Here is a 14437-nt window from a genome sequence, read left to right as displayed (position 1 = left end):
GGTCGGCGGGGCTGCGCGAGGCGCTGCCTTCACCTCAGGCGCCGCCAACAGCGCCTATGCGCTCGGTTCGGCCGGCAAGTCCGGCGCGGCCGCAGTCGCTGGAGGCGCAGGCGGCGTCGGCCAAGCCGCCGTCGGCGCAGCCATGTCGCCGCTGCGCAAGGCAGCAGCTTCGCTCAAGGACAGCTACCGTTCCGGCGGACGTGCCGCCGTTACTGCCACCGGCGGGACCATTTCGGGCGGCAGCTCCATGCCGTCGCCGGACGCACCGACCGGCGCGCCCGCCTGGGCGTCCGCGATGAAGAACCGCCAGACCATGACCCACGGCGCGACCATCGCCGCCCACACGCTGCGCTCCGGCGATGGCGGCGGTAGCGGCGCGTCCGTCGACACCAGCCAGAAGGATTGATCCATGTTCAAGCGACCGAGCATCCGCTACGGCCAGACGCCCGAACCGGCCACCCCTTATCAGCGCGCAGCGCAGGCATGGGACGACCGCATCGGCTCGGCGCGCGTGCAGGCGAAGAACTGGCGGCTCGCCTTCTTCGGGACGCTGGCCCTCTCGGGCGGTCTGGCCGGCGGTCTGGTCTGGCAATCGACGCGCGGCCATATCGTCCCCTGGGTCGTGCAGGTCGATCGGCTCGGCGAGGCCCAAGCGGTCGCGCCGGCCGACGCCGGCTACCGTCCCACCGACCCGCAGGTCGCGTTCCATCTCGCCCGCTTCATAGAGCAGGTCCGCGCGATCCCGGCCGATCCGGTCATCGTCCGCCAGAACTGGCTCAGGGCCTACGATTTCACCACCGATCGCGGCGCGCTCGCACTCAACGATTACGCGCGGGCCAACGATCCGTTCGCCAATGTCGGGCGGGTGCAGGTCGCGGTGGAAGTGTCGAGCGTCATCCGGGCATCGCCCGACAGCTTCCGGGTCGCCTGGATCGAGCGCCGCTATCAGGACGGCAGCCTTGCCGCCACCGAACGCTGGTCGGCGATCCTCACCATCGTCGTCCAGCCGCCGCGCACACCCGACGCTCTGCGCAAGAATCCACTCGGCGTATTCGTCAACGCCCTCAACTGGTCGAAGGAGCTGTCGCAATGACCGGCATACCCATCCGCCGCGCCGCCACGGCCGCGCTGTTAATTTCTGCTTCCGCACTCGCCGGCTGTGCCACCACGTCGGCCAAGCCGCCCGTGATCGCCTTTGACGATCCGGCCCCGGCAATCGTGGCGACGCCAGCGGCAGAACCACCGCGCGCCGTCGAGATCGTGACGATCCCTGAGCCGTTGCCGCTGCCCGGCCAGTTGAAACCGGTGACGGAGAGCCCGCGACCGCCGGAGCCTGCCGATCCCCGCCGCCGTGTCGGCGCTGCCAACGACGCCGCGCGCATCCAGCCCGTGCGCGACGGCTTCCTCAACGCCATTCAGCAATATCCGTGGACGGACGGCGCGCTCTATCAGGTCTATGCCGCTCCCGGACAAGTGACGGACATAACCTTGCAGGAAGGCGAGCAGCTTGTGGGGCCGGGGCCGGTCGCGGCGGGCGATACCGTGCGCTGGATCATCGGCGACACTATCAGCGGCAGCGGCCCTACGGCGCGTGTGCATATCCTGGTGAAGCCCACACGGCCCGACCTCGTTACGAACCTCATCATCAACACCGACCGCCGCACCTACCATGTGGAGCTGCGGGCGACGGCCTCGACCTATATGGCGTCGGTGTCGTGGACCTACCCGCAAGACCAGCTCATCGCGCTGCGCGGCGGCAATGCCGCCGCCGCAGCCGCCGCGCCGATCGCGAGCGGCGTGGACGTGTCCGCGCTCAATTTCCGCTACCGGATCGAAGGCGATCGCGCGTCGTGGAAGCCCGTTCGCGCGTTCGACGATGGCCGACAGGTATTCATCGAGTTTCCGGCCGGGATCTCGCAGGGCGAGATGCCGCCGCTGTTCGTGACCGGCGCGGCCGGCGACGCCGAGCTGGTCAACTACCGTGTCCAAAGCCGCTACATGGTGGTCGATCGCCTGTTCGCCGCCGCCGAGCTGCGCCTGGGCGACCGGCGCAGCGAACAGCGCGTCCGCATCGTGCGCGATGACGGACGGAGGGCGCGGCCGTGACCGACAGCCAGGCTTCGCCAGCAGAGGAGCGGCCCGCCCCGCAGTCGGCTCGCCCTGATCCAACCGCGTTCCAGCTTCGCGGCGATACGCCCCGCGTCATGCGGCTATCCCGTAAGGCGCTCGCCGTCGTCGGCGTCGCCGCCGGACTCGGTATCGGCGGTTCGCTGATCTATGCGCTGCGGCCACCGGGCGAGAGGGCGGCGCAGGAACTCTACAACACCGATAGCCGCGCCACCTCCGAGGCGATCACGTCCGGGCCACGCGACTACGCTCAAGCGCCCCGGCTCGGCCCACCGCTTCCCGGCGACCTCGGCCGTCCGATCGTGTCGGCACAGCGGCGCGGCGAGGATGTCACCGCGCCGCCGATAGGCGCGCAGCCAGGCCCGCCCGATCCGCGCGCTCAGGCTGCGGAGGCGGCCCGGCAGCGCGCCGCTCAGGAGCGCGACGCTGCCCGTACCAGCTCGGTCTTCCTCGGCAGCGGCGGCGCGCGTGCGGGTGCGGAGCCTGCCTCGGCGTCGGGCTTGCCAGGACCGTCCGGGCAGGAGCCCGCGCAGCAATCAGCGCAAGGGGATCAGGCCGGCAAGCGCGCCTTCATGGCGCAGGCCGCCAACCAACGCACGGTCAGCATCGAGCGGCTGACCGCTCCAGCATCGCCCAACATCGTGCAGGCCGGCAGCATCATCCCGGCTGCGCTCATCACCGGTATCCGTTCGGACTTGCCCGGCCAAATCACCGCCCAAGTAACCGCCAACGTATATGACAGCCCCACCGGGCGCATCCTGCTCATCCCGCAAGGTGCGCGGTTGATCGGCGAATACGACAGCGAGATCGCGGCCGGGCAGACCCGTGTGCTGCTCGCGTGGGATCGGCTGATATTGCCGGACGGGCGCTCGATGGTTCTCGAGCGCCAGCCCGGCGCGGACGGCGCAGGGTTCGCGGGGCTACAGGACCGCGTGAACCAGCATTGGGGCAATCTGCTCAAGGCAGCGGCCGTCTCGACCTTGCTCGGCGTCGGAGCCGAGGTGGGCGCGGACAGTGAGGACGACCTGACCCGCGCGCTGCGCCGCGGATCGCAGGACACCATCAATCAAACCGGCCAGCAGATCGTGCGCCGTCAGCTCAACGTGCAGCCGACGCTCACCATCCGGCCAGGGTATCCGCTGCGCGTGGTTCTGACCCGCGACCTGGTGCTCGAACCCATCGGAGGAACGCGATGACCAAGTTGAAGCTGGGGCCGTTGGCTGACGATCGACCCGTCAAGCTGACTGTCGAGCTGCCCGCCGCCGTCCACCGCGATCTTGCCGCCTATGCCGCCGCGCTTGCGGCCGAGACCGGCGGGGAAGCCGTCGCTCCCGAAAAGCTCGTCTCGCCGATGCTCGCGAAGTTTATGGCGAGCGACCGAGGGTTTTCCCGGCGGCGGCATACCTCAAGAGGCTAATCCGCCTCGCCGCTGTCAATTACCAAAAAAGCGTCGCCGGCGTTCTTGAGCATCGACCTTGATGATCGCTTCTTCAGCCGTGGCGCATTCGCCGCCACGCACCGAGCCGTCACGACACCCGGCCGCCACCTGTCGAGCTTCGTCTATATGAGCGACAAAATACTGCGTCCCGCGCGCCTGGTTCGATGCCGTAGCCACGGCAGGGCTGGTTGAAGCGGTAGTCGCTTGAGGAATCGGTGCAATCGTTGGTCGTAGGACAAACCCGCCCGTGAAACCGATGACTAAGCTGACGACCACGATGATAATTGTCTTGCCTTGCGACATGGTGCCTCGCTCCAACTATTTTCTACACTGCTTTACCAATTATTTTTTAACAAGTTCAAAGTTGAGTGCATGGCGTGATTTGATGAAAGCAAGAAATCTGCAAAGAGCAGGATTTCTGTTATCTTCGCGCCAGCAAGCGAAAAATGTAGATAATGCCGGGCCTTGTTCCCCGTGTATTGTCCGATATACCACATCAGAATAGCGCACACCGGTCGATCCCTCGCAAACAACACTCACCCCAGAGCTAGCACCGAGTACGCTCAGCACTGTCTCTCGGCTCGAGCGAGCTATTCGGATGTTCGGGTTGCTGCCAGAAACTGCCAAACGCCCAAGTAATATATCTCGGATGGCAGGGCCGGGATCAGCGGCCGGTAACAAGAACCGCTCTCTTCTAAGATCAGTCCAGTGGACAACGTCTTGGTTTGCAAGCGGATGGAGCGCCGGCAGCGCGACAAGCATTCGCTCACTCCATACCGCCTCGCAACGAAAGCCGTTTTGGCTTGCAGTGCCCATCAGGATCGCGATATCGATTTCTCCGGTGTCCAGTCCTGCCAGAAGGACACTTCGGTCGGCTTCAACGCATTCCACATCCACTTCCGGGTGTGTTTCACTCCAGTTCATCAGCGTTGCGCGCAAATGCCCAGCGGAGACCGAGCTATTGTGTCCGAGCATCAGGCCGCCAGCACGGCCTTGACCCGCTGCACGCATCATGGCCACCAGCTTGTCGGCAGTGTCCACCATCGGCTTGGCGCCACGAATGAATGTGCTTCCGGCCAGGGTCATTTTGACCCCCGAGCGTGAGCGCTCGAAGATTGGCATACCGATCGAGCGCTCCAGTCTAACAATAGCGCGGCTCAAAGTTGATTGATCGACGTCCAACGCTCGCGCCGCGCGGTAGAAGCTACCGTGATCGGCCGCCATGATGGCATATCTAAGCTGTCGTATATTGAAGGGCACAGCTTGTTGATCACTCCTTATGAACCGGGTTTTCTGGACCTTTCACGACGAGCATAATTACCGGTATGGCGGTGGAAGATTCTCTTTCTCTCGGCAAATGCGCCTAGCGTCGCTGCGGAACTTCTTCTGTCGCAGCTCCCCGCGCCATTCCGACTGCTTGCCGAAGCCCCGAAAGTTCGACCGCGCCCGGCACGAGGTAGGGACCGATCAACAGGCCCGGCGTGCCGGACAGCCCCATCATCGCGGCATATTGGCTGGTTCTGCCGAGCGCCTGATCGATCTCGGTGCCATGTTTCTTCAAATCCGCCGCGAGCCGAGTTCGATCAATGCCCGCGCGGTCGGCGGCGGCGCGGATGCTTTCAGAGGACAGCTTGCCTTGGCTCTGCATCAGCGCTCGGTTAAACTCGGCGTGCTTGCCCTGGTACTGCGAGGCGATCGCCGCGCGCGCCGCTTCGACGCTGGCCGCGCCGAAGATCGGCCAGTCTCGATAGACCAGCTTCACCTTTGGGTCTTCGCGCAACAGCGCTTCGAGAACGGGGTGCATCTTGCGGCAGAAGGGGCATTGGTAGTCGGTGAAGAACACGATGGTCACGTCATGCCCCTGCGGCGCCACCGTCGGCGCCACGGGGTCATTTTGGATCTGGCGGCGAATACGCTCGCCCTCGGCGCTAGGCCGGGTGTCTCCGGCTTCTGCGACGGACTGAGCGCGGGCGTCGCTGCCATCGATGGATCGCAACGCGAATATGCCAGCTACCAGCAGAACGACGACAGCGGCGGCCAGGACGACCATCTTCTTCATGACGTTTTCCTTCCTAGATCGCGAAGCTCGGCCTGCAGGGCCGCGCGGGATATCTCGCCGGCATGGGTGCGCTGGATGCGGCCCTCGGCGTCGATAAAGAGGGTGGTCGGCATCGCCCGCGACCCTGTGGCTTGGCTGAGGGTGCCTTCGAGATCGAGCCTGACGGAGGCAGGGGACAGCCGCTCGCGCTCCAGATAGGCGCGGACCTGCGCCGCATCCTCGCCCTGGTTGACGAGCAGGATCGGCACGTCCGACTGCGCGGCGACTTCGATCAGCATCGGCATTTCGCGGCGACACGGAGGGCACCAGCTCGCCCACATATTGAGCACGAATGGACGCCCGCGCAGCGATGCCAGATCGACGGGCCGACCATCCAGTTCGGCGAGGATGACGTTGCCCGGCATGGGGCGGGAGGCAGGCGCGAGCAGCGCCGACGTGGTGAGCTGCACGGTTGTCAGGACCGCCAGCGCCGCGATCAGGGCAAACATCGCCCGGCTGCGCCAGAGCAGCGCTATGATGACCGCGGCCGCGGCGATCACACCCGGCCATAACGAAAAGCCGCCTTGCCAGAGCGCCAGGACCGTCCAGGGCTCGACAGCGAAGGCATCAGCGTTCTCGGCCACATAGCCGACCCGCGCGGCGATGATGCCTGTGAGGGCGGCCCACCAGGCCGCACGGCCGGCGCGGGTCTGCGAGCGCGCGGCGATGAACGCGCCTGCGCTCAGAAACGCCCATAGCAAGGCGACCACGACGATGCGGTCGATCGCGATCATGAGGGGGCCAAGTTGAAGCACGCCGTCCATGTGGAGCGTCGTGTTTCCTCAACCTTAAGGCTGGCTTAGCACCCACCTTAAGGATGCGATAAGGTAGCGGCGTAGAGGTGCGAGACCATGCGGATACTGATTGTTGAAGACGACGAAGTGCTGCGCGACGGGCTGTCAGCCGGTCTGAGCCTCGACGGCTTCGAGGTCGACGCGGTGTCCAACTGCGCCGATGCCCGGGCCGTAACGGCCAGTGCCGACCATGCCGCTATAGTCCTCGACATCGGCCTGCCGGATGGCTCGGGCCTCGATCTGCTCGGGGAGTGGCGCCGCGCCGGCGTCTCGACGCCGATCCTGCTCCTGACCGCACGCAATATGGTGTCCGATCGGATCGACGGGCTCGATGGCGGGGCGGACGATTACCTCGGCAAGCCCTTCGACCTTAGCGAGCTGTCGGCCAGGCTGCGCGCGCTGCTGCGTCGCTGCGATGGCCGCGCCGAAAGCGTGATCTCGCTCGGCGGGCTTCATATCAACGAGGCACGGCGCATCGTCGCGCTGGATGGCCACGAGGTCAGCGTGTCACGGCGCGAATATGCGATCCTGCACGCGCTCGCGAGCCGGCCCGGCCATGTCATTTCTCGGGGCCAGCTCGAGGACCGCATCTATGGCTGGAACGACGAAGTGGAGAGCAACGCGGTCGAGGTGCATATCCACAAGCTACGCGCCAAGCTCGGCAAGGAGATGATCCTGACGGTGCGCGGCGAAGGCTATCGGATCGCGCAGTCATGAGTTCGCTCCGGGTCAGGCTGTTCGCGCTCGTCGCCGCCATCACGCTGCTCGTCTGGTCGGGCGCGGCGACGTGGACGGCGCTCTCTACCCGGGCCGAAGTCCAGCGGGTGCTCGATGGCCGTTTGGTGGAGGCGGCGCGGATGGTGGCCGCGCTCGACATCCCGCTGCGCGACGAGCCGCGCCAGGTCACGCCATCAGCCTATACCCGGCAGTTGTCGTGTCAGATCTGGTCCTTGAGCGGCCACCTTGTCGGTCGTTCGGCCGGCGCGCCCGATGCGCCCCTCGGTGGCGGAGGCGCAGGCTTCGCGGAACGCGAGATCGGCGGGCAGCAATGGCGCGTTTACACGCATATCGATGCCGCCAAGGGGCTGCGCGTGATGGTCGGCGACAATCTGAGCGTTCGCCGCCGGCTCGTCACCGACATGATGATCGGTCTGTTGGCGCCGGCGCTCGCCGGTCTGGTGGCACTCGGTGTGCTGCTGTGGCTGGGAGTCCGGCGCGGCCTGCGACCGCTCGATACGTTGGCACGCGGGATCGCATCGCGATCGCCGAGCGCGCTGGCGCCCTTCGATGAAGGCGCTTCACCCGTGGAGATGCGCCCGGTCGTGCAGGAGATGAACGGGCTGCTCCGCCGCCTCGACGCTGCGCGGCGCGCCGAGCGCGATTTCGTGGCGAATGCCGCGCATGAACTGCAGACCCCGCTGGCGGGCCTCAAGACCCAGGCCGAAGTCGCCCGGCGCGCGCGCGACGCCGGCATGCGCGATCATGCCCTGGAGCAGATTACCCGCTCGGTCGATCGCACCAGCAGGCTGGTCCGCCAGCTCCTCAACCTGGCGCGCGAGGAAAGCCGGGTCGAGGATCATTGTCCCGCGACTACGCTTGTCGATGACGCCTTGGCGGAGGTTCTGGACGATTATCGGGGCGCGGCTGAGGCAGCGGGCATGAAGATGGTGACAGGCCATGGTTGCTCTTTCATCGCCGTCCCCATGACGGCGGACGCGCTGCGTCTGGCGATCGGCAATCTCGTGGAGAATGCCATCCTCTACGCCTCCGAAGGCGGCGAGGTGCGTCTCGAATGCGAAGAAGACGAAAGGCATACCGAAATCCGGGTGATCGACCGGGGCCTGGGGATCGCGGCCGAGGACCGCGAGCGCTTGCTTCGTCGTTTCGAACGCGGCGCGGGCGGTCACGGAGCCGGCAGCGGGCTCGGACTTTCGATTGTCGAGGCCGCAGCCCATGCGTCCGGCGCGACATTGCAACTGCGTAACGCGGAAGGGGGCGGGCTCCTCGCTGCGATCCGCTTCGGACCACGATCGTAGGGCGTGGCGGGGCCTATGACCGTGATGCGGTCTTAGCTGCCGTCGAGGATGCGCGCGAAGGCCGCTGCGCCGGAAGCACTCACGTTGCGAGCTGGCGTTCCGGACGGCGCCAACCGGGGATCGCCCGAGCCGAACACCGCCTCGATGCTGCGAACGCATAGCTCGGTCGCGGCATCGGCGAGGCTGTAATAGACCTGCTTCGCCTGCCGGCGGGTTGTCACCAGTTCAGCTTTGCGCAGCTCGGCAAGCTGCTGGCTGAGCGCCGGTTGGCCGATCCCCGTCGCCTCGTCGATCGCCGACACGGGCTGTTCGCCCTGCGAGAGCAAGAGCGAGAGCACCATGAGCCGCTGTGGCTGGGCGAACGCCTTCAGCTTCTCGGCGGCGATGTCCGCCCGCTCGCGGCTCTGCCAAAGCTCGGTCACGACGATGCCCGGCAAAACCAGTCGGCGCCGTCGGGGCTATTCGACGCGGGGCGCAAAGTCGGTTGGCCTTGCCGCCAACCTTCCGGCGCGAGTTGATCGCCGTCGCGCACGATCTGGAGCGCGGCCACCATGCGGACCATCTCGTCGACCGAGCGGCCGACAGTCATCGGGTAATGGGTGATCGCCTGGATTACGCCATCGGGATCGATGAAATAGGTCGCGCGCACGGCCGAGCTGTCGTGCGCGGCATCGTCGAGCATCCCATAAGCCCGCCCGATCGCCATCGATGGATCCTCGACGATCGGAAAACCGATCTCGACGTCGAACAGCTCATGGATCGCCTTCGTCCAGGCGAGGTGCGAATAAAGGCTGTCGACGGAGAGGGCGAGCAGCGCACAGTCCATCTGTTCAAACTGTTGCTGCGCCTTCGCCAGCGCCACGAACTCGGTCGTGCAGACCGGCGTGAAGTCCGCGGGATGCGAGAAGAATACCAACCAGCGGCCGCGATAATCGGACAGGCGCGTGGGGCCTTTGGTGGTGCGTGCTTCGAAGTCGGGCGCGGGGTCGCCCATCCGGAGCGGGCGCGATGTGGGAGCAGGAATCTCAGCGGTCATCACGGCCATGTCCCATCACTTACAGATTGACGCAACATACATACACACTTACAAATATGTCTAACAGTGATTGCGAAAGGCCGTAACCATGGATCCGATCCTCGATCGCACCGGCGTGCAGGTCCGCGCCGCGCTGGAAGGCATCCCGCAGGTCAAATCTTTCTTCGACGAGCCGACCAACACGGCGAGCTATGTGGTGCACGATCTGGAGACGCGCGCCGCCGCGATCATCGACAGCGTGCTGGACTACGACGCCGCTGCGGGCCGCACCGCGACGGCATCGGCCGACGCCATCATCGCTTATGTGCGCGAGCAGGGGCTGACGGTGGAATGGCTGCTCGAAACGCACGCCCATGCCGATCACCTGTCGGCCGCGCCGTATCTCCAACGCGAGCTGGGCGGAAAGCTCGCGATCGGCAAGGCGATCCTCGCGGTGCAGGACATCTTCGGCAAGGTGTTCAACGCCGGCAGCGATTTTGCGCGGGACGGCTCGCAATTCGATCGCCTGTTCGAGGACGGGGATGAGTTTGCCATCGGCAAGCTCAAGGTGACGGTCCTGCATGTGCCCGGTCACACGCCCGCTGATCTTGCCTATGTGATCGGCGATGCGGCATTCGTCGGCGACACGCTGTTCATGCCCGACTACGGAACCGCTCGCGCCGATTTTCCCGGCGGCGATGCCCGCACGCTGTTCCGTTCGATCCGCCGGCTGCTGACCTTGCCGCCCGAGACGCGCGTGTTCCTCTGCCACGACTACAAGGCACCGGGGCGCGACGACTTCCGGTGGGAAACGACGGTCGCCGAAGAGCGCGCATCCAACGTCCATGTCCATGACGGCGTGGAGGAACAGGACTTCGTTGAGATGCGCGAGGCGCGCGACGCGAAGCTCGGCATGCCCAAGCTCATTCTCCCCTCGATCCAGGTCAACATGGCCGGGGGCGAGCTGCCCAAACCCGACGAGAACGGCACGCGCTATCTGAAAATCCCGCTGGACGCGCTGTGATGGACGCGCTGCTCGGCGATGCGATGCCGGTCGCGGGTTTTGTCGGCGGACTGATGATCGGCGTCGCTGGTGCGATCATGCTGCTCGGCCTCGGCCGGATCGCCGGGGTCAGCGGTCTCGCGGCGACATCCTTGGGGCTGAGCGGGCCGGATGCGGACCGCAAGCTGGCGCTCGCCTTCGTGGCCGGCTTGCCGCTTGGCGCGGCACTGGTGATGCTGGCCGGGCCGGTGCGTATCGTGTTCCCGGACTCGCTCGCCTTGCTGGTTGTGGGCGGCTTGCTCGTAGGTTTCGGCACGCGGCTCGGCAGCGGCTGCACCAGCGGGCACGGGGTCTGCGGCCTGTCGCGGCTATCGCCGCGCTCGCTCGTCGCAACCGGGCTGTTCATGGCGGCGGGTTTTGCCACCGTCGGGCTGATGCGCTTGGCAGGGCTGCTCTGATGCGCGTCGTCATCGCTCTTGCCGGTGGTATCCTGTTCGGCGCCGGCCTCGCTGTGTCCGGCATGGCCGATCCCTCGCGCGTGACGGGCTTTCTCGATCTCTTCGGCCGCTGGGATCCGACACTCGCCTTCGTGATGGCGGGCGCGATCCTGCCGATGGCGGTCGCGTGGCGCGTGCAGAGGCGGGCACCGCACGCGCTGTCCGGCGAGCCCTTCCGCGTTCCGGCAACCGCCAAGCTCGATGCTCCGCTGGCGATCGGCGCGCTGCTGTTCGGCGTCGGATGGGGGCTGAGCGGCATCTGTCCCGGCCCGGCAATCGCAAACCTCGGCCTCGCGCCGCTTTCCACAGTTCCGTTCATCGCGGCCATGGCGGCGGGGATGGTTCTTCATAGGCTGTGGGCGAGCCGTAACCGATAGCCCGAAAGGCACTTGCCATGGACAAGATCACGTCCGTCACCGGAGATTTCTCGACGACCGGGCAGGTAGGCCCCGAGGACATGGCCGCGATCGCCGCGCTCGGCTTTCGCGCGATCATCTCGAACCGGCCCGACGGCGAGGATGCCGGACAACCCAGCGCCAAGGCCGTCGCAGAGGCGGCGGAGGCGGCCGGGCTCAGCTTTGCCCATCTGCCGGTCACGACACGCGATATCGCGCCGCCTGACGCACAGGCGATGCGCGAGGCGATCGAAAGGCTACCCGGCCCGATTCTCGCCTTTTGTCGCACCGGCGCGCGTTCGCAGGCGATGTACGCGGCTGCGATGAAGGCGGGCGGGCCTGCCCTGGACTATGACGTGGTGATCGTTGGCGGCGGCAGTGCGGGTATCGCTTGTGCCGCCAGTCTTCTCAAGCGGCAGCCGGACCTGTCGATCGCCGTCGTCGAGCCTGCCGAAATCCACTATTATCAGCCGGGCTGGACGCTGGTCGGCGCGGGTGTCTTCAAACCGGAGGCGACATTCCGGCCGATGGCCGATGTCATGCCACCTGCGGCGCACTGGTTGCACCAGCGCGCTGCGGCCTTTCATCCCGACGACAATCAGGTCGAACTGGCCGAGGGCGCGCGGGTTGGCTATCGCGCGCTCGTCGTCGCGGCAGGAATCAAGCTCGATTGGGACGCCATCCCCGGCCTGCGTCAGGCGCTGGGCGAGAACGGCGTCACGTCCAACTACCGCTATGATCTTGCGCCCTACACGCGCGATCTGGTCCGCACGCTGGCGAAGGGGAAAGCGCTGTTCACGCAGCCGCCCATGCCGATCAAATGCGCCGGTGCGCCGCAAAAGGCGATGTATCTCTCCTGTCATGCCTGGGAACGGGACGGGCGGCTGCGGGAGATCGACGTCGAGTTCCACACCGCCGGCTCGGTCCTGTTCGGCGTCCCTGAATATGTGCCCGCGCTCATGCGCTACATCGAGCGCTATATGATCGGGCTGCAGCTCGGCTCCACCCTTATCGAGGTAGACGGCCCGGGGCGGCGAGCGGTGTTCCGGCGCATGCTCGGGCAGCGGTCCGAGACCTTTGCGCGCTCCTTCAACATGCTCCATGCGGTGCCGCCCCAGGTCGCGCCCGACTTCGTGGCGACAAGCCCGCTCGCCGACGAGACCGGCTTCGTCGAGGTCTTCCCGGCCACGCTACAGCATCGCCGATGGCCCAATGTCTTTGCACTCGGCGATGTCGCCACGACGAGCAATGCCAAGACGGCGGCGGCGGCGCGCAAACAGGCGCCCGTCGTTGCGATCAATCTGCTGGCGATGCTGGACGGCAAGGCCCCTCAAGCGGCCTATGACGGCTATGGTTCCTGCCCGCTGACGGTCGAGCGCGGAAAGATCGTGCTCGCCGAGTTCGGCTATGGCGGCAAGCTGCTGCCGAGCTTCCCGTCCTGGCTGCTCGACGGGCGTCGGCCGACACGGCGGGCCTGGTTCCTGAAGGATCGCATACTGCCGCCGATCTACTGGCACGGCATGCTCAAGGGGCGCGAATGGCTCGCCAGGCCGGCGCGCGTCGATCAGCCGCAATGACGCTAGAACCCGTTCAATATGTGCTCGGCCTCGCGTCGGGCGGTCTGGTCGGGTTCAGCCTGGGCCTTGTCGGCGGCGGCGGCTCGATCCTCGCGGTCCCGCTGATGGTCTATGTGGTCGGCGTGCCGAGCGCACATGTCGCGATCGGCACCAGCGCGCTCGCGGTCGCGGCGAACGCCGCCACGGGCCTCGCCAATCACGCATCGGCGCATAACGTCAAATGGCGCTGCGGCGGCATCTTCGCGGCGAGCGGCATCGTCGGCGCGGCGCTCGGCTCGACCTTCGGCAAGATGGTCGACGGCGACAAGCTGCTGTTCCTGTTCGCGCTGGTTATGCTGGTGGTCGGCGCGCTGATGCTCAAGCGCCGCGGCGACCCTGGCGACCCCCGCGCCGAATGCACGCGCGAGAAAGCCCCCAAGGTCGCGGGCTATGGTCTGGGCTCCGGCCTGTTCTCGGGCTTCTTCGGCATCGGCGGGGGCTTCCTGATCGTGCCGGGGTTGGTGGCTTCGACCGGCATGCCGATCCTGCTCGCGGTCGGCACCTCGCTGGTCGCGGTCACGGCCTTCGGGCTGACGACGGCGGCCAACTACGCTTTCTCCGGCCTGATCGACTGGCCGCTCGCCCTGCTGTTCATCGTGGGCGGCGCGGCGGGCAGCTTCGCCGGCACCCGGCTCGCGCGCCGCCTCGGCGCCAGCACTGGCCGGCTCACCATCGTCTTCGCGTCGCTGATCTTCGCAGTCGCCTTCTACATGCTGTGGAAGAGCGGCGCCGCGCTATTTGCATGAAAGGGACAAGACCATGACTTTGCACATCGGCGACACCGCGCCTGACTTCACCGTCGATACCCAGCTCGGGCCGATCAGCTTCCACGAGTGGGCCGGGGATAGCTGGGTGTTCTTCTTCAGCCATCCCGCCGACTTCACGCCGGTCTGCACGACCGAGATGGGCCGCACCGCGCAGCTCGCCGAGCAGTTCGCGCAGCGTGGCACCAAGCCCCTGGGCCTGTCCACCGACACCGCCGACGAACATCGCAAGTGGATCGCGGACGTCAACGAGACCCAGCATACCGATCTGCGCTTCCCGATCGTGGCCGACGCCGATCTCGCCATCGCCCGCATGTATGACATGATCCATCCCGAGCAGAGCGAGACGGCGGCGGTGCGCTCGGTGTTCATCATCGATCCGATGAAGAAAATCCGGCTCTCGATGACCTATCCGATGAGCGTCGGGCGCAACTTCGATGAAATCCTGCGGGTCATCGATGCGCTGCAGCTCGGCGACCGGAGCCGGATCGCCACGCCGGCGGACTGGATGCCGGGCAAGGAGGTCATCATCCCGCCGTCGATCGGCGACGAGGACGCCCGCCGCCTGTTTCCGCAAGGCTGGACCGAGCATCGATCCTACCTGCGCACGACGATGGTCGACTGAATCGCCGCGGAGGAGCGGCCCTGGGTCGC

18 protein-coding genes and 1 pseudogene are annotated in these 14437 nt (G+C 66.5%); 13 read left to right on the top strand and 6 right to left on the bottom strand.

The genetic code is table 11. The annotated features are described in order from the left end of the window. From A0U87_RS11890 to A0U87_RS11870, 5 genes and pseudogenes are all read left to right on the top strand, one after another. Positions 1–406, top strand: a pseudogene (locus A0U87_RS11890) (P-type conjugative transfer protein TrbL); the annotation flags it as partial. 3 nt (positions 407–409) lie between these two features. Beyond that, the gene (gene trbF, locus A0U87_RS11885; protein WP_061938074.1) at positions 410–1093 is read left to right on the top strand and encodes a conjugal transfer protein TrbF; all 684 of its coding nucleotides are present in this window, start codon (positions 410–412) and stop codon (positions 1091–1093) included. Continuing rightward, a complete protein-coding gene (trbG, locus tag A0U87_RS11880; RefSeq protein WP_061938071.1) occupies positions 1090–2106 on the top strand; it encodes a P-type conjugative transfer protein TrbG in 1017 nt (338 codons plus the stop codon). The genes trbF and trbG overlap by 4 nt, the downstream gene beginning before the upstream one ends. Beyond that, positions 2103–3323, top strand: coding sequence for a TrbI/VirB10 family protein (locus A0U87_RS11875; protein ID WP_061938068.1), 1221 nt, complete (start codon positions 2103–2105; stop codon positions 3321–3323). Before trbG ends, A0U87_RS11875 begins: the two co-directional genes overlap by 4 nt. Then, positions 3320–3544, top strand: a complete 225-nt coding sequence (locus A0U87_RS11870; protein WP_061938065.1) for a DUF2274 domain-containing protein — start codon at positions 3320–3322, stop codon at positions 3542–3544. The genes A0U87_RS11875 and A0U87_RS11870 overlap by 4 nt, the downstream gene beginning before the upstream one ends. Positions 3545–3559: 15 nt before the next feature. On the opposite strand, the gene A0U87_RS11865 is transcribed toward A0U87_RS11870, so the two are convergent. The 4 genes from A0U87_RS11865 to A0U87_RS11850 form a co-directional block, all read right to left on the bottom strand. After that, on the bottom strand, positions 3560–3868 hold the full coding sequence (locus A0U87_RS11865) for a hypothetical protein (protein WP_076605704.1): 309 nt from the start codon (positions 3866–3868) through the stop codon (positions 3560–3562). A gap of 39 nt (positions 3869–3907) precedes the next feature. Beyond that, complete coding sequence (locus A0U87_RS11860; RefSeq protein ID WP_276609696.1) at positions 3908–4825, bottom strand: LysR family transcriptional regulator; 918 nt, start codon at positions 4823–4825, stop codon at positions 3908–3910. Positions 4826–4928: 103 nt separating this feature from the next. Beyond that, positions 4929–5624: a DsbA family protein gene (locus A0U87_RS11855; protein ID WP_061938063.1), complete on the bottom strand. Its 696-nt coding sequence runs from the start codon at positions 5622–5624 to the stop codon at positions 4929–4931. Then, the gene (locus A0U87_RS11850; RefSeq protein ID WP_170978392.1) at positions 5621–6397 is read right to left on the bottom strand and encodes a TlpA family protein disulfide reductase; all 777 of its coding nucleotides are present in this window, start codon (positions 6395–6397) and stop codon (positions 5621–5623) included. Before A0U87_RS11850 ends, A0U87_RS11855 begins: the two co-directional genes overlap by 4 nt. Before the next feature lie 117 nt (positions 6398–6514). Here A0U87_RS11850 and A0U87_RS11845 point away from each other — a divergent pair, with 117 nt between their 5' ends. Both A0U87_RS11845 and A0U87_RS11840 read left to right on the top strand, forming a co-directional pair. Further along, complete coding sequence (locus tag A0U87_RS11845) at positions 6515–7174, top strand: response regulator (protein WP_061938057.1); 660 nt, start codon at positions 6515–6517, stop codon at positions 7172–7174. Beyond that, the gene (locus A0U87_RS11840) at positions 7171–8493 is read left to right on the top strand and encodes an ATP-binding protein (protein ID WP_061938054.1); all 1323 of its coding nucleotides are present in this window, start codon (positions 7171–7173) and stop codon (positions 8491–8493) included. Before A0U87_RS11845 ends, A0U87_RS11840 begins: the two co-directional genes overlap by 4 nt. Positions 8494–8525: 32 nt before the next feature. Here the strand turns inward: A0U87_RS11840 and A0U87_RS11835 are convergent, their stop codons facing one another. Together A0U87_RS11835 and A0U87_RS11830 are read right to left on the bottom strand one after the other, a co-directional pair. Then, the gene (locus A0U87_RS11835) at positions 8526–8915 is read right to left on the bottom strand and encodes a metalloregulator ArsR/SmtB family transcription factor (protein ID WP_061938088.1); all 390 of its coding nucleotides are present in this window, start codon (positions 8913–8915) and stop codon (positions 8526–8528) included. Next, positions 8912–9529 (bottom strand): peroxiredoxin, encoded by a 618-nt coding sequence (locus tag A0U87_RS11830; protein WP_076605708.1) that lies wholly within the window; start codon positions 9527–9529, stop codon positions 8912–8914. The genes A0U87_RS11835 and A0U87_RS11830 overlap by 4 nt, the downstream gene beginning before the upstream one ends. 88 nt (positions 9530–9617) lie before the next feature. On the opposite strand from A0U87_RS11830, the gene A0U87_RS11825 reads away from it, so the two are divergent. From A0U87_RS11825 to A0U87_RS11800, 6 genes are read left to right on the top strand one after another with little or no spacing between them, the layout of a single operon-like run. After that, complete coding sequence (locus A0U87_RS11825) at positions 9618–10532, top strand: MBL fold metallo-hydrolase (protein WP_061938048.1); 915 nt, start codon at positions 9618–9620, stop codon at positions 10530–10532. After that, positions 10532–10969 carry a YeeE/YedE thiosulfate transporter family protein gene (locus A0U87_RS11820; RefSeq protein WP_061938045.1) on the top strand — a complete coding sequence of 146 codons (438 nt, stop codon included), beginning with the start codon at positions 10532–10534 and terminating at the stop codon, positions 10967–10969. Before A0U87_RS11825 ends, A0U87_RS11820 begins: the two co-directional genes overlap by 1 nt. Further along, positions 10969–11385, top strand: coding sequence for a DUF6691 family protein (locus A0U87_RS11815; RefSeq protein WP_170978391.1), 417 nt, complete (start codon positions 10969–10971; stop codon positions 11383–11385). The genes A0U87_RS11820 and A0U87_RS11815 overlap by 1 nt, the downstream gene beginning before the upstream one ends. Positions 11386–11402: 17 nt before the next feature. Continuing rightward, a complete protein-coding gene (locus tag A0U87_RS11810) occupies positions 11403–12980 on the top strand; it encodes a bifunctional protein tyrosine phosphatase family protein/NAD(P)/FAD-dependent oxidoreductase (protein WP_061938039.1) in 1578 nt (525 codons plus the stop codon). Beyond that, positions 12977–13765, top strand: a complete 789-nt coding sequence (locus A0U87_RS11805; protein WP_061938036.1) for a sulfite exporter TauE/SafE family protein — start codon at positions 12977–12979, stop codon at positions 13763–13765. Before A0U87_RS11810 ends, A0U87_RS11805 begins: the two co-directional genes overlap by 4 nt. 13 nt (positions 13766–13778) lie before the next feature. Next, the gene (locus A0U87_RS11800) at positions 13779–14408 is read left to right on the top strand and encodes a peroxiredoxin (RefSeq protein WP_061938033.1); all 630 of its coding nucleotides are present in this window, start codon (positions 13779–13781) and stop codon (positions 14406–14408) included. Positions 14409–14437: the final 29 nt, after the last annotated feature.

Source organism: Sphingobium sp. MP9-4 (assembly GCF_005281675.1).
In the GTDB taxonomy this organism is placed as follows: Bacteria; Pseudomonadota; Alphaproteobacteria; order Sphingomonadales; family Sphingomonadaceae; genus Sphingobium; species Sphingobium yanoikuyae.
This window is presented reverse-complemented; position numbering and strand designations above follow the sequence as displayed.